Origin of the sequence: Silvibacterium bohemicum, from assembly GCF_001006305.1 — a bacterium.
GTDB classification, from domain to species: Bacteria; Acidobacteriota; Terriglobia; order Terriglobales; family Acidobacteriaceae; genus Silvibacterium; species Silvibacterium bohemicum.
On sequence record NZ_LBHJ01000001.1, the window covers coordinates 635661 to 650625 of the forward strand.

General features: G+C 57.9%; 11 protein-coding genes. 10 read left to right on the forward strand and 1 reads right to left on the reverse strand.

Features of this window, described 5'->3' with window-relative positions:
- The first annotated feature begins 316 nt into the window (after positions 1-316).
- From XX99_RS02765 to XX99_RS02810, 10 genes are all read left to right on the forward strand, one after another.
- Complete coding sequence (locus XX99_RS02765) at positions 317-2893, forward strand: FG-GAP-like repeat-containing protein (protein ID WP_050057821.1); 2577 nt, start codon at positions 317-319, stop codon at positions 2891-2893.
- Positions 2890-3795: an SCO family protein gene (locus XX99_RS02770; protein ID WP_050057822.1), complete on the forward strand. Its 906-nt coding sequence runs from the start codon at positions 2890-2892 to the stop codon at positions 3793-3795. Before XX99_RS02765 ends, XX99_RS02770 begins: the two co-directional genes overlap by 4 nt.
- A 437-nt stretch (positions 3796-4232) precedes the next feature.
- A complete protein-coding gene (locus XX99_RS02775) occupies positions 4233-6548 on the forward strand; it encodes an HD domain-containing phosphohydrolase (RefSeq protein ID WP_050057823.1) in 2316 nt (771 codons plus the stop codon).
- Positions 6545-7402 carry an ABC transporter permease subunit gene (locus tag XX99_RS02780; protein WP_050057824.1) on the forward strand — a complete coding sequence of 286 codons (858 nt, stop codon included), beginning with the start codon at positions 6545-6547 and terminating at the stop codon, positions 7400-7402. The genes XX99_RS02775 and XX99_RS02780 overlap by 4 nt, the downstream gene beginning before the upstream one ends.
- Positions 7399-8187, forward strand: coding sequence for an ABC transporter permease subunit (locus XX99_RS02785; RefSeq protein WP_050057825.1), 789 nt, complete (start codon positions 7399-7401; stop codon positions 8185-8187). Before XX99_RS02780 ends, XX99_RS02785 begins: the two co-directional genes overlap by 4 nt.
- 51 nt (positions 8188-8238) lie before the next feature.
- A complete protein-coding gene (locus tag XX99_RS02790) occupies positions 8239-9825 on the forward strand; it encodes an ABC transporter substrate-binding protein (RefSeq protein WP_050057826.1) in 1587 nt (528 codons plus the stop codon).
- Complete coding sequence (locus XX99_RS02795; protein WP_050057827.1) at positions 9822-10667, forward strand: ATP-binding cassette domain-containing protein; 846 nt, start codon at positions 9822-9824, stop codon at positions 10665-10667. Before XX99_RS02790 ends, XX99_RS02795 begins: the two co-directional genes overlap by 4 nt.
- Positions 10668-10855: 188 nt before the next feature.
- Positions 10856-12694 carry a S8 family peptidase gene (locus XX99_RS02800; protein ID WP_050057828.1) on the forward strand — a complete coding sequence of 613 codons (1839 nt, stop codon included), beginning with the start codon at positions 10856-10858 and terminating at the stop codon, positions 12692-12694.
- 49 nt (positions 12695-12743) lie between these two features.
- Positions 12744-13562 (forward strand): response regulator transcription factor, encoded by an 819-nt coding sequence (locus XX99_RS02805; protein WP_231581120.1) that lies wholly within the window; start codon positions 12744-12746, stop codon positions 13560-13562.
- Between the two features lie 127 nt (positions 13563-13689).
- Complete coding sequence (locus tag XX99_RS02810) at positions 13690-14463, forward strand: GntR family transcriptional regulator (RefSeq protein ID WP_050057830.1); 774 nt, start codon at positions 13690-13692, stop codon at positions 14461-14463.
- Here the strand turns inward: XX99_RS02810 and XX99_RS02815 are convergent.
- Complete coding sequence (locus XX99_RS02815) at positions 14421-14915, reverse strand: DoxX family protein (RefSeq protein WP_184084514.1); 495 nt, start codon at positions 14913-14915, stop codon at positions 14421-14423. The genes XX99_RS02810 and XX99_RS02815 overlap by 43 nt on opposite strands.
- Between the last annotated feature and the right edge of the window lie 50 nt (positions 14916-14965).

The following is a 14965-nucleotide window of genomic DNA, read 5'->3' on the forward strand; positions in this document are numbered from 1 at the left end:
TCGACGGCGTGTGCACCCTTCCCGCTCGTGCTTTAGGGAAATCGACGGGTCCTGACCGAGGAAGCCGGGGCAGCTCATATCGAATTCATTTCTCCCATTTCAATCTTGAGTCCATACTATTCGGTGGCTGCCGGCCCCGCGAAATCAACGGCTTTCCGGCCATTGCTTGGCGTTTGCCGGCGCTTTACAATTAACGGCCAAAAGAACCGAGTCCGCCCATCGAGATATGTGGCTTGATGTTGCCGACCGGTGCTGAGGCGAAAGCTGGTTTCGAAATATGTGGCTAAAGTCGCTCCGATGCTGGTCAGCCGTTGCATTGCTCTCCGTTTCATGGCTCGTGGTTCATCCGCAGGTAGCTAAAGTCACTGTGCGCATCATCGTGATCGAGACTCAGCAAAAAGCTGAGCATGTCCTCGGTGAGCTCAAGGCGGGTGCGGACTTTGCGACCGTAGCCAAGGCCGAGTCGGTCGATCCGACTGCTGCGGATGGCGGACTTCTCGGCGATGTTTCACCGGATGGTCTGAGAAGCGAACTGCGCGAAGCGATACAGGGACTTCGTCCGGGGCAGTTTTCGGGAATCGCCCACATCCCCTCCGGCTACGCGATCCTGCAAATCGAAAAAAGCGATAGCCGGACGTCTGAAGATGCCGATGCTTTGCGGGAGAAATCCGTCAATGATCGGCCGGTTGGAATGGATGCCGTCAGCCAGCCGTTGTCGGAGCAGGCCATTGTGAAGCTTCCGCCGGATACCTCAGGTCTTATCGACGTTGAGGGAGCATTTCAAACCGTCACCAAGCCCGAAGGCTGGAACCGCGACATGGCAACGGTATGCCGCATCCATGATGGGCCGCTGATCCCCATACTCGAGGACAATGTTCAGAAGCTTCTCCATTCGCCTGACGCGGAAAATCTCAGCGCGATGGAGAAGATGCAATACCACTATGCCGCCGCGGTTCTTGCCTCTTACAAAGGCAACATGGATTTGGCCATTGAGGAGTGGACGAATTGTAATTCCATCATTCAGAGTGGTCTGCCTGACGCCGTGCCGATGATTCAAGAAGTGCTGGGGAGCGCCTACCTTCATCGGGCAGAGATGAAGAACGGCATCTACGACGAGCCGGGAGACCGGTGCATCCTGCCGCCGAAAAACCCGCACGAACATTTTGCCGACAGCAGCGATTCAAAAATGGCGATTGAGTACTTTCTCCAGTACCTCAAGAACAAGCCCGATGACCTCGAGGTCAAGTGGCTGCTGAACGTGGCTTATCTCACGCTGGGACAGTACCCGTCCGGCGTACCGGCTCAATATCGCATCACCGCACCTGCGCAGTCCGATCCGGCCGAGAGCATCGGGCGCTTCGAAGATGTCGCCCCGGCGGCCGGGTTGGCTTTGAAGCAGATCGCCGGCGGCATGCTGGTCGAGGATCTCGAGAACAATGGGCTGCTCGATGTGCTCACCAGCGGCTACGATTCCTGCGATCATCTGCACTACTTTCATAACAACGGCGACGGCACGTTCTCGGACTGGAGTGATCGCTCGGGTTTGTCCCAAATTCCCGCAGGCGAGAATTTCATCCAGGCGGACTTCAACAACGACGGTTGCATCGACATACTTATCCTGCGCGGCGGCTGGCAGAACCCGTTTCCCCTGAGCCTGCTCAGAAATAACTGTGACGGCACGTTTACCGATGTCGCCAAGCAGGCCGGCCTGGGCGACCTCTTTGCCACGCAGACGGCGGTCTGGGCGGATATCGACAACGATGGATGGGTGGACCTGTTTGTCGGCAATGAAAAGGGTCCGAGTCAGCTTTATCGCAACAAGGGTGACGGCACCTTTGAGAACATCTCGAGCAGCGCGGGAGTCGACCGCAGCGCCTTCACCAAGGCGGTGGTTTCAGCCGACTACGACGGCGACGGCTATCCGGACTTCTTCGTCTCGAATATGTCCGGGGGCAACTTCCTTTATCACAACAACGGGAACAACACCTTCACCGAGGTCGCGGCCAAGGCAGGGGTTGAGGCCTCGTGGGCCGGCTTTGCGGCATGGTTCTTCGACTACGACAACGACGGATGGCCCGATCTTTTTGTGACGAGCGATTACAGCTCGATCGACGAAACAATGCGCACCTATTTGAAGCTGCCGCACAACGGCCGTCCGCTCCGGCTCTATAAAAACATGCGCAACGGCACGTTTCAGGACGTAACCGCGAAGGTGGGTCTCGATAAGGTGTACATGCCGATGGGTGCGAACTACGGCGACGTGGATAACGATGGATTTCTCGATATCTACCTGGGGACCGGCAGCGCTGAGTACGCGTCGCTTGTGCCCAATGTATTGCTGCGCAACAAGGCGGGTAAGACGTGGGTCGATATCACCGCCTCCTCGGGCACCGGAGAATTGCATAAGACGCACGGCATCTCCTTCGCGGACCTGGAAAATCGCGGACACCAGGACATCGTTGTCGAGATGGGCGGCGCCGTTCCCTCCGATGCGCATCCCGTCCGCGTCTTCCGCAATCCGGGCAATGCGAACCACTGGATCAACGTGAGACTTCGGGGAGTGAAGAGCAATCGCTCCGCGTTCGGCGCGAAGATCAAGGTTGTGGCCGAGAACCGCGACCATACGGTCCAGGCTTTCTACCGCCAGGTCGATAGTGGAGGCTCGTGGGGCGCATCTCCTCTGGCGCAGGAGATCGGGCTCGGCAAGGCTGTGGCGATCAAGTCCATCGAAATCTACTGGCCAGCCAGTAAAACAATTCAAGCATTCAAGAACGTGCCGATGGATGAGTTCATCGATATAGAAGAATCGAAGGCGCAATTTACCAAGCGCGAGCTACCGACATACCGGCTCGGCGCAAAGACGGCGTTGCCCACTTTGCGGGCAAGCCAGTGAGCAGGTCGCAGAGAGTCGATAGCTGGATATATCTACGGCTGCTGGTTTTCACTCTGCTGATGAGCTCGTCAGCATTTGCCGCGCAGCGCTATCCAGCTTTTGGCGTCGTGTTGAAGATTCCGTCGCCGCGGACCATCGTGGTTTCCTGCGCAGAGATCCCGCATTTTATGGATGCGATGGAGATGACCTTCGCCGTTGCCGATCCAGGCGAGATCGCAGCGCTGCGGCAGGGGATGCTGATCGACTTCACTCTAGTGGCGGATGCCGGCGCACCGGTTGCAGAACACATCCGTGTTCACCGTTACGTCGATCCGAATGCGGAGCCGCTTGCCGTTCAGCGCATGGAGATGCTGGGCAAAGTTCTGGCGCCGAACGACAGTAAAGACTTGTTGGCCGCCGGCCAGGCTGTTCCTGACTTTGCCCTGACTGATCAATACGGGCAGCCGGTCAAGTTGTCGGACTTCGCCGGGAAGACGGTGGCGATTACTTTTCTCTATACGCGCTGTCCTTTCGCGAACTACTGTTTCCGCTTGTCGAATAACTTCGGGCGCATCGAGCGCCGTTTCGCCGATCGTATGGGCAAAGATCTGGTTCTGCTCAGCGTCACCTTCGATCCGCAAACGGATTCGCCTGCTGTACTCAAGAAGTACGCGGCGACCTGGAAGGAAAACACTGGGGGATGGTATTTCCTGACCGGACCTGTTCCGGAGATACGCCGCGTCTGCCATATGTTCGGCATGAGCGTCTGGAGCGATGAAGGGATGCTAGCGCACTCCCTGCACACTGCCGTGATCGGGCACGACGGGAAGCTGATCGCGAATCTGGACGGTAACGAATTCACTGCCGAACAGCTTGGCGACCTGATCCAGAACGTCATGGATAGCGGCCGCGCCAGCCGATAGTTCGCTCGGACTTCGGCGCCTGTGTGAACTACTCTCTCGTCTTATCCGAACTACATATTTTTAAGAGCTGAAATTAGATGGAGTACCTTTGCGGATGGTTGCCTCTGTTCGATCGGGTACTATAGTGATCAATATTGTGTTGACGGAGAAACTAAAGGCACATAGATTGGAATCCAATACGCGTACGAGTACGCCGCGTCTGACTGAGGAATCCTCTCATCGTTAGGTAGCAGCTGAAGCGGAGGTTGGAACGGCCTCCGCCTCGAAAACATCCTGGGAGTGGCATTATGGCGCTTCGTGTCAGGGCTCTTGTATGTGTGATGGTTGCCGGGGCTGTTGTTAGTTTGTTCTCGACCTTCGGTCATCCTGCCCAGCATTGGCTTTACTTTTTCGTTTACCTCGCGGCCGTCCTCCTTAGTTCGGGGATGAAGGTTGCTATGCCGAAGAGTGAAGCGACCATGTCTGTCAACTTTCCCTTCATCCTGTTGGGCATCTTGCAGCTGTCGCCGCTTCAGGCCGTCTGCCTTGCCATCTGCAGCGTGTTTGCGCAATGTAACTTCAAGGTCGTCAAAACCTTCACGCCGATACAGATCATTTTCAATGTGGCAAACGTAACTACCGCCACGGTGCTCGCGTGGCACACCTATGCCGAGCTTCTGCGGCTGCATATGGAGATCGCGCCGGCGCTTTCATTTGCGGCAGTCGTCTACTTTTTCGCGAACACCATTCCCGTCGCTTTAGTCGTTGCCTGGGAATCACACGCGGCGCCCTTCTCGCAGTGGCTTCAGGACTTCCCCTGGTACCTGCCGTTCTATGTGGTGGGGGCGGTGCTCGCGGCTCTCGCCGATTTGATCGGCGTGGTGTTCGGCTGGATGACCTCGCTGCTGTTGATCCCCATGGTCTACACCGTTTATCGCGCTTACCGTGCGCAGATGACGATGGCCCGCGACCGTGAGCAGCATATCGTCGAGATGGAGGCTCTCCACCTTCGCGCGATCGAAGGACTCGCGATGGCGATCGAGGCCAAGGACCAGAAGACGCATCGCCACCTGATGCGGGTCCGAATCTATGTGTCGGAGCTGGGCAAGATTGCCGGCCTGGACCCGTCGCAGATGCAGGCCCTGCTCACCGCAGCCTTGCTGCACGACATCGGAAAGCTGGCGGTTCCGGAACATATCATCAACAAGCCGGGAAAGCTTACTCACGAAGAGTTCGAGAAGATGAAGATTCACCCGGTCGTGGGCTCGCACATCCTGGAGCGGGTCCGCTTTCCCTATCCCGTGGTGCCGATCGTGCGATCGCATCATGAGGCGTGGGATGGCAGCGGATATCCCGATGGATTGAAGGGTGAGGAGATTCCTATTGGTGCGCGCATCCTGACCGTAGTGGATTGCTTCGATGCGTTGGCGTCGGAGCGGCCTTATCGCAAGGCTATGCCGATCGATGAGGCGATGGCCTTTGTGAAAAGCAGAGCCGGCATCCAGTTCGATCCCAAAATCGTCCAGCTTCTGCAGGAGCGTTATTGCGAGCTGGAGCAGCAGGCACGGAAGCAGATCGAGGAGATGGAGCCTCTGGTAACTGATCTCCGCATCGAGCGCGGCGCTGCACCCGGCGCAGGCTTTGAGCCGGAGCACGCTGCCAACCAGACCGAGCAGCAACAGGGGGCTGACGACAACTCCACAGCGGCGGCGACGAAACGACACTACGATTCGCTGAACCTCATCGCAGCGGCAAGCCAGGAGGCGAATGCGCTCTTCGAGCTAAGCCAGATGCTGGGGAGCTCGCTCAGCGCCCACGAAACCAGCGCGATGATGTCGCAGCGGCTGCAGCCTCTCATTCCCTTCGATTGTTTCGCGGTGTACGTCAAATCGAAAGCGGTTCTTCTGCCGCAATATATCGATGGTCCCTGCACCCGCGCGTTTTCAACGCAACCGATTCCTATCGGAGCGGGGCTGTCTGGCTGGGTTGCGCAGAGCGGGCGGCCGATCGTGAACGGCAATCCGACTGTTGAGCCGACTTTCCTGACCGAGAGCGGCTTGATGGATTCGAACAGCTCAGCGCTCTCAATCACTCTCTTCGACCTGAGCGGAGATGTTTTTGGAGTACTCACGATCTACTCCTGCCAGCACGCCGCATTCTCGAGAGATCACCTGCGAATCCTGCAGGCGATCCAACCGAAATTTTCACTCTCTCTGCAGAATGCTTTGCGTTTCCGGACAGCGGAGAACGATGCCAAGTTCGACTATCTGACGCAGCTCCCCAACATGCGCAGCTTCTTCCTGCAAATCGATGCATCGGTCCAGAAGGCTCGCGCGCAAGAGTTGCATTTTGCGGTCGTCGTCTGTGATCTCAACTCATTCAAAGCGGTGAACGATCGTCACGGCCACTTGATTGGCGATCAGCTGCTGAGAACGATCGCAGAGGCATTTCGCGAATGCTGCCGTCCTGGAGACACGGTCGCGCGCATGGGAGGAGATGAATTCGTTTTCCTGTTCCCGGGCATGGATGCTCACTCCGCACATCGGCCGTTGAAGATGGTGGAAGAGGCAGTGCGACGGGCGGGCGCCAAGCTTCAGATGGAAGTCAATGTGACCGCGAGCATCGGCGTCGCCATCTTTCCGGACGACGGCGAAAGTACGGAAGAGCTCCTGGGGGCGGCAGACGGCAGAATGTACATCCATAAACGAAACTTCTACGATCTTCCACCCAACGGCGAAACCCGATCTTTCCTGGAAGGTCTGCAAGCGTCATGAAGCTGGTGGGAGATCTGCTGAAGCGGTTCACCCGAATGCTGGCAATCGTTCTCCTGGTGGTTATTGGCTCGACGGTTCTTGTGCGTTTCGCTCCTGGCTACTTCAGCGATGTTCGCGAGATGGATCCGCGTTATGCCCGGAGTGCGCGTGCCGAATTGTCTGTGGAGTCCGCGCGGAGCAACGCTATCATTCCTTTGCTCTCTGCTGAGGTTGGCGGATGGTTACGAGGCAATGCGGGAATCTCACGGCAATATGACGTCCCGGTGCTCGATCTGATTCTGCCGCGGCTGGCGGTGACAGGAAGCCTGATGCTGCGCTCGATCGCACTGGCCTGGACGCTGGCACTGTGCGCCTCGCTTCTTTCCAGCGCCGGTCCGCATCCATCGTTGCTATGGCAGATGCCGGCGACGCTGCTGTTGGCCATACCGACGGCGGCGATGGCAACCATGTGCCTGCTTGCAGGCAGCGGAGGTCCGGTGCTGGTGATGTCCTTGTTGCTCGCGGCGCGCGACTTCAAGTTTCTTGACCGCATCCTGCGCAAAACGTGGCTCGATCCTCATCTGCTGTACGCCCGCACCCAGGGCATCGGGGTGACCCGGCTTATTCGGGCGCATATTCTGCCGAGCATAGCTTCGCAGTTGTCTGCGCTTGCCACGCTTTCGATTGTTACCGCGCTGGGTGCGCTGGCGCCGGTAGAGGTGATCTTCAACGTTCCGGGCGTGGGCCAGTTGGCATGGAGTGCAGCGCTCAACCGGGATCTTCCCGTGTTGTTGACCGTGACGATGTTGATGGCGCTTGCTGTAACCTTCGCTGGCGTGATTTCGGATCGTCCAGCCGAGTGGAAGAATGCATGACCTTTGCGCACCTAGCCCGTTGGCTGCTGACCGGTCTGGTGCTGTTTGCTTTCGTAGTCCTGCTGGTGTCGAGGAATAGCTACTCGAATCAGGATCGTGAATCGCCGCTTGCCGGTGCCTCTGTCCTTCATCCAGCAGGCACGGATGCTCTGGGCCGCGACCGCCTGGTGCGGGCGGCCTTTGCTCTGTTGCTGAGTACGGGCGGCGCAGTTACAGCCTCCGCTGTGACGACCGCTGCGGCTGCCGGCGTGGGTACCCTTGCAGCATTCGGTCCTGCTTCCGTAGGATGGCTCGCCATGCTGGTATGCGATGTTTTTCTCGCGCTGCCGTGGCTGTTCCTGCTCATGATGGTGCGCTCGGCGCTTCCATTGACGACCTCGCCGGCAAACTCTGCGGCGATCACCTTCCTGGTCCTGGCTGCGTTAGGTTGGCCAGCTTGCGCCCGGGCCGTGTATCGAGGCGCGCTCGGTCTTCGCAAAGCCGAATGGGCGTTGCAGGCGCGTGCGGGAGGATTGCGCAGCGGACAGACTTTCCGATATGCGCTGCCGAATCTGCTTTCCTTGTTGCTGCCGCAGTTTCTCATCTCTATCCCCGCTTTCGTGATCGCGGAGGCGAACCTCGGTGCGCTTGGTCTGGGCATCGGAGAACCGCTTCCGTCCTGGGGCGGGATGTTGCTCGAACTGGATAACTCCGCGCTGTTGGTGCAGACACGGTGGGTTTATCTCCCTGTGGCTCTGCTGATTCTCATGCTCCTTTTGTTGGAAGCTCTCGTTGCGGAGGTCTGAATCATTCGTCTTTCTCGTGCTCTTCGCGTTTACGCGGCCGCCATTCTTGCGGTGATTCTGGCGCAGCCGTGTGCGGGGCAAGCAGCTCCCAGAGCGGCTGGCGAGCTTGCCTGGACCATTGGCTATGACCCCAAGACATTCGACCCGGCGAAGGTGGACGATCAGGAGTCGGAGCTGGTGCGATATCTCACGGCCGGTGTGCTTCTTCGCTTCAACCGGTCTACACAAAAAATAGAGCCGAAGCTCGCGGAGAGTTGGAATCTCTCCTCCGATGGCAGGACACTTACCTTCCAGCTGCGTTCGGGCTTGCAGTTTTCCGATGGCAGCGCGTTGACGTCTCGAGATGCAGCCTGGTCGATCCGGCGCGTGCTGCTGCCGGCCACCGGCGCGCCGGTAGCTCAGGAGTTTCTCTCACCGGGCGGTGTTACGGTCGAGACGCCGGACGATCAAACTGTGGTCGTTCGTCTCCCACAGCGCGTGATCGGTATCGGCAAGGTCTTCGACGAGATAGCCATTGAGCCGGCGGGGCATCCCAGTGAGGGGCGCATTACGGCCGGCCCGTTCGTGGTGGCCGATTATCGCCGCTCGCAGTATGTACGTCTGCGCCGGAATGCTCATTACCAGGAACGTGATGCCGCTGGCACAGCGCTGCCGTATGCTGCGGGCGTGCGCCTGGATATTCTGGATAATCCGGAACAGGAAGCCAGGCTCTTTCAACGCGGAGAATACGACATCATCAACGGTCTCCCGCCGGATTACTTCGAGCTTTTGAAACGAAGGCTGCCGTCGTCGGTACGGGATCTGGGGCCATCGCTCAACACGGAACAGATGTGGTTCAATCAGGCGTCGTCGTCTCCACTTCCAGCGTGGGAAAAAACCTGGTTCCAGAATCGCGATTTTCGGGTTGCCGTTTCGCAGGCGATTCATCGCGCCGACCTGGCGCGCATCGCCTATGAAGGACATGCTACGCCGGCTTACAGCTTCATCTCTCCGGCCAACCGCGCCTGGTATGACTCAGGGATTTCGGCGCCGCACGAAGATGTAGCTGCCGCGGAGGCCAAACTGGCGAGTGTGGGCTTCCACCTGCGCGGTTCAATTCTGGAAGATGCATCGGGGCGCGCAGTGCGGTTTTCCATCCTCACGAACGCGGGCAACGCTGCGCGGCTTAAAATGGCGACGCTCATTCAGCAGGACCTTGCCGCCCTGGGAATGCAGGTGACCGTCGTGGCGCTGGATTTTCCTGCGCTCATCGAACGGCTCATGCACACCCAGGATTATCAGGCCTGCCTGCTGGGTCTGGAAAATGTCGATCCAGATCCTAACGCAATGATCAACATCTGGCTCAGCTCCTCGCCCAATCATCAATGGAGCCCATCGGAGAAAACTCCGGCGACGCCGTGGGAAGCTGAAATCGATCGCGCCATGAACCAGCAGGCCGGCACCTCGAACGAGGCGCAGCGAAAGCTGGCTGTTGATCGCGTGCAGCAGATCGTCGCTGATCAGCAGCCGTTTATCTACCTCGTATATCCAAATGCGCTCTACGCGGTGTCTCCGCGGCTGCGGGGCGCGCAGCCAACGGTGCTGGAGCCTGGACTGGTATGGAATATCGAAAGACTCCGATTGCAGGAGGCACGATGAACCGCGAAGCTCTTCTGCGAGTGAACTTGCAGGCTCGGTATTCCAACAAGCCGGTGCTTCACGATATTCGTTTCGAACTACAGCGAGGCGAGGTGCTCGGTCTTGTCGGGACCAGTGGGGCAGGGAAGAGCACTCTGGTTCTTTCGCTGCTGGGCTTGCTGCCCTGGCGCAACGGACGCGTGACCGGCGAAGTGATTTTCGAGGGGCAAAACCTGCTGACGCTACCGGAGCGGGAGATGCGCAAGCTGCGCGGCCGCCATGTTGCCCTGATCCCGCAGAGTCCCATGACGGCGCTGAATTCGGCGATCAGCTTACAGCGTCACTTCGAAGAGGCTTGGAGAGCGCACGACAAGAGCGGGCGGCCTGCACTCATGAATAGGCTGCAGGTGTTACTTGCCGAAGTTCAGCTGCCGTCCGATGTCCCATTCCTGAGCAGGCGTCCTTCGCAGATCAGTGTCGGTCAGGCTCAACGGATACTGATCGCCCTCGCGCTTCTGCATCGCCCCACGCTCATCATCGCCGATGAACCCACCAGCGCACTCGACGCGGTGACCCAGAGCCAGATTATCGAACTGCTGAAGGGGCTCAATCACCGGTATGGAGCCACCCTCCTTTATATTTCGCATGATCTTGTCTCGGTGCTGCAGCTGAGCGACAGGATCGCAGTGCTGGATGAGGGGAGGATTGTCGAGAGCCTGCCCGTGGCGGAGTTCGGACAGGCGCGCCATCCCGCTGCAAGATCCCTGATCAGCGCTCTGGTGGTGCCTCCTGATGTCTTGCTGAGCTTCCGTGACGATAAAGAGGGGAAGCTTCCACTTGCAGGGTTAGCCAAAAGACAATAGAGACTCCGAAGTTCCAATGGGCTGATTACTAAAGTTCGTTCGAGGTGCAACCAGAAGGTTTAGTTTATGAATCAGACGAAATGACTAAAGTTTTCAATCGGGCCATTTTTTCTTGAAGACGCTTGAAAAGTTGAACCCAGGATGATGGGGAGCGATGTTGTGAAGTGAACGCGGGATCCGGAGCCTTTATGTCTCAAAAGCCCTTTCGCATGTTATTCGTCCTCGGCCTGCTCGCCACCTGCTCCGGCCCAGTTTTTGCGCAGACTTCCTCGGCGAATAGCAAAATTTCGCCGGATGCTGCGGCTTCGTCCTCCACAAATTTGCCGATCATCGTTCAGTACCGCAATCCCCCCTCTTCGCTGGAGACTTCGCTAATCTCTTTGCTGGGTGGGCTGGTGACCTCGGTTTTGCAGACCATTCACGCGCTGGTAGCGACCGTTCCTCAGAGCGCCCTGAGTCAAATTGCTGCAGATCCGAACGTCGTGTACATCTCGCTCGATCGCCCGGTCGCCTCGCGGGAGGCGGTGACGATCACGGCGCCTGACTACACGACTCAGCCCATCAACGCGCCGGCGGTCTGGCAGAGCGGCTACCTCGGGACGAACATTGGAGTGGCGGTGATCGACAGCGGCATCACGCCGACCCCCGACCTCAGCATCAACGCCTCGACTCTGTCACAGGATCTGCAATTGATACCGGAGCTCTTATCGCTGCCAAATGAAGTAGCTCCCTGGAGTGACGGCCGCATTGTCTACAGCCAGAACTTTGTTTCCGGCCAGAACGACGCGCTGGATCACTACGGGCACGGCACGCACGTCGCCGGTCTCATCGCCGGAAACGGCGCGCAATCGACCGGGCCAACGGCTTTCCGGACCTTTTACGGTTCGGCTCCGAATGCCAATCTCATCAACCTGCGTGTTCTCGATCAGAATGGTGCGGGCACGGATTCGTCGGTGATCGCCGCCATTCAACAAGCGATCTCTCTTAAAAATACGTTCAACATTCGCATCATTAATCTCTCGCTCGGCCGTCCTATCTACGAGAGCTACAAGCTGGACCCTCTTTGCCAGGCGGTCGAACAGGCATGGAAGGCAGGCATTGTTGTTGTGGTGGCAGCGGGCAATGATGGTCGCGACCTCAATCTCAACCCAGAGGGGTATGGGACCATCAATGCTCCGGGCAACGATCCTTATGCCCTCACCGTCGGCGCGATGCGCACAGTGGAAACGCCGGCCATCAACGACGACCTGATTGCAAGCTATAGCTCGAAGGGGCCGTCTTTTGTCGACGACGTCATCAAGCCGGATATCGTTGCGCCGGGGAATCTTGTAACCAGTCTCGAATTCAGCGGAGATCCGTTGGCGGAAGATAATCCTTCGTTCGTCACACCGCACTCGTTCTATCTTAAAAACGGTGACGATCAGCCTTCCACCACCTACTTTCCTCTCAGCGGCACCAGCATGGCTACCGGCGTCACCAGCGGAGCGGTTGCGGACTTGCTCCAAGCCGTTCCCGGGCTGACCCCCGATGAAGTAAAGGCCCTGGTGATGGTCAGCGCGAATCGAGAGTACTTTCCAAAGACCAGCAGCGTGACTGACGGCGGGGTAGTCTACAACGCCAACTACGATGTTTTCACCATTGGCGCCGGCTATTTGGATATCAGCGCGACGGTCAAAGCTGCTCGGGTAAACAATGGCTCGGTTCCGGCTGGAACGGCGATGTCGCCAATCGCCAGCTATGATCCGTCAACCGGCAATACGACGGCCGTGGTCGATCCCAGTGCGCTCTGGGGCAAGACCACATTGTTTGGACCGTCCAGTGTTTACGGCAACAACGCATTCATCGGCTCCTCTGCTGACGCATCTGCTCTGTGGGGTCAAACAGCCTTGTGGGGAAAGAGCGATCCCGATGGATACTCCGCCCTATGGGGATCGACTGCTCTATGGGGAAAGAGCACACCTGAAGCCCAAACCGCTCTCTGGGGCAAGTCCGGCACCGCGGGATCTTCCGTGCCACTCGAATACTAACAATCGAAGACCGCAGCACGCGTAAGAAGCGGTCGTCAAAGATACGGATTTGGACTCACTTCAGATCGCCCGGCTGTCGCTGGCGATTGACTGGGCCGAAGGATTTGTACGGCTTGAATCAATGGCTTTTCGATTACGTCTTGCTCGACCAACGCGAACGAAAGTGCCGCCCTTGGCGGTGCTATTACAAATGGGAAGGTGGGAAGCAGCCATGAACAAGATAATTCTTGGAGACAATCAAGCAATCTTTCGCGCTGGTGTGGCCAAAATGCTCGCAACTGAAGACGACTGCCGTGTCATTGCACAATGCTCGGAGAAGGCGCAACTCTACGAGCTGATCCTTAGATTTCCGGGAGCTCAGGTGCTGTTTGCGGCAGCATTGAAGCCGGACTTGCCGCAGTTGGCTGCTCGATTGGAATCCGCGAAAAGCCGGGCCATCGTTATCCTGGAAAACGGCCAGCAACCCGAGCCGTTTCAAATACCGGCTATCTACGGATGCGTGTACCGTAATTCGTCGGGGCCTAAGCTGATCGATGGTGTGCGGCGGGTGGCGCTCGGGGAGCGCTTCCAAGAGGATCCCGAGGTCTTCTCCGAGCCTCAGGAGGAAGATCAGGTTGGTGCGCGCGTACGTGACCGGCTGACGCCGAAAGAAATGCAGATCGTTGCATTGCTGGTGCAAGGCAACAGAAACAAAGAAATCGCCGTGCGCCTTCACACCACCGAACAAGTCATCAAGAACTACCTGCGTGGCATATTCGATAAGACAGGTGTCTCTGACCGGCTCGAACTCGCTTTGTTTACGATCCATCACAGAACCCTGGCGACCGCCGCAACCGCTGCGGCCGAACGGATTCCGCAAGCCGCTTGAAGGGAATTCGCAGAGGCAAGGGCGCGACTGCACGTGAGAGGCGATTGAGTGGATGATACTGCGTTTCCGGGACCGCCGCAGCATAAGGCGGTTCTTCTCCCAGAGCGCATGACGTTATATTGTCTCTATGGCTGAAGCGCCGCTCTATGGGAGGGTCGAAGAGGTTCTGGCGTCCGAGATCGCGCGGGGAGATTATCAGCCCGGCGATCGCCTTCCGTCGGAAGACGAATTGTTGGCACGCTTCGACGTAAGCCGGATTACCGTCCGGCGCGCCGTTCAGAACCTTATCCAACGTGGCGTCCTTGAGATTCGGAGGGGGCTTGGCACCTTTGTGCTGGCGCCGAAGGTCTCGCAGGATTTAACCAAGCTGACGGGATTCGTCGAAGACACGGACACCCATGGACGCAAGGCGTCGGCGCGTGTGGTCAGTCAAGGCGTGGTTGCCGCAAGTGTAAGGGTGGCGCAGCATCTTGGTATCAGCAAGGGAACACGCGTGATGCGAATTGAGCGTGTGCGTCTGGCCGATTCTGTTCCGATGTCCTTCGACGAGACCTACCTGCCCCTAGAAATCGGCAGAGAGGTTGTTCGCAACGACCTTCGAGTGAAGCCGATCTTCACACTGCTTGAAGAAAAGTACGGAATTCCTCTCACCGAGGCCGAATACAGTCTGGAAGCCGCAGCAGCCTCGGCCCATGTGGCGAATGCCCTCAACATTTCCGAAGGAACTCCGATCTTTCGTATCGAGCGGACCTCGTACACAACCGCAGGCAAGCCGATCGACTACGAAGTGCTCTCCTACCGTGGAGATCTCATCCGCTTCGTCACGCGCCTGGCTCGGCATTCGAAGCTGGACGCGTCTCAACCTAAAGCGCCATCCCCCTTGCGCAAACGGAAGCGGTAAGCATCGACGGACCACGGACTCGGACCCGATAGGACAAGAGTTACGATGCAGGCGATATAGAGCAGATCGCATTCGTATCCTGGCGGGCCGAACTGCGCGCGTCCATCGACAATCTTCATCAACTTGATGGAACTGAAGCCGTAGGGCAGATGGACGGTCATAATCGCGACGACAAGCAACGCGATTGCCGGGAGACTTACCCAGAACACGAATGCGCCACACAGGATCGCTAGCCCACCGAAGACTTCCGTAAGGATCGTAAGCCAGACCATGATCTGAGCCGCGGGGACATGAGCCGCATTGAGGATCGCGGCGAAGGTATCCGGTCCCTTATTCCATTTGGCTATTCCATGCACAAGAAACCCATACCCCACGATCATTCGAAGGGGTATAACGGCATATTTTCTGAAGATATCCGGAGTTTTACGCCACGGCATCAGATTTCGGTTCATAATTCTTTTCCTCCTCGCGGCAAGCGCCTGCCTTCTCAAGCATTAAAACG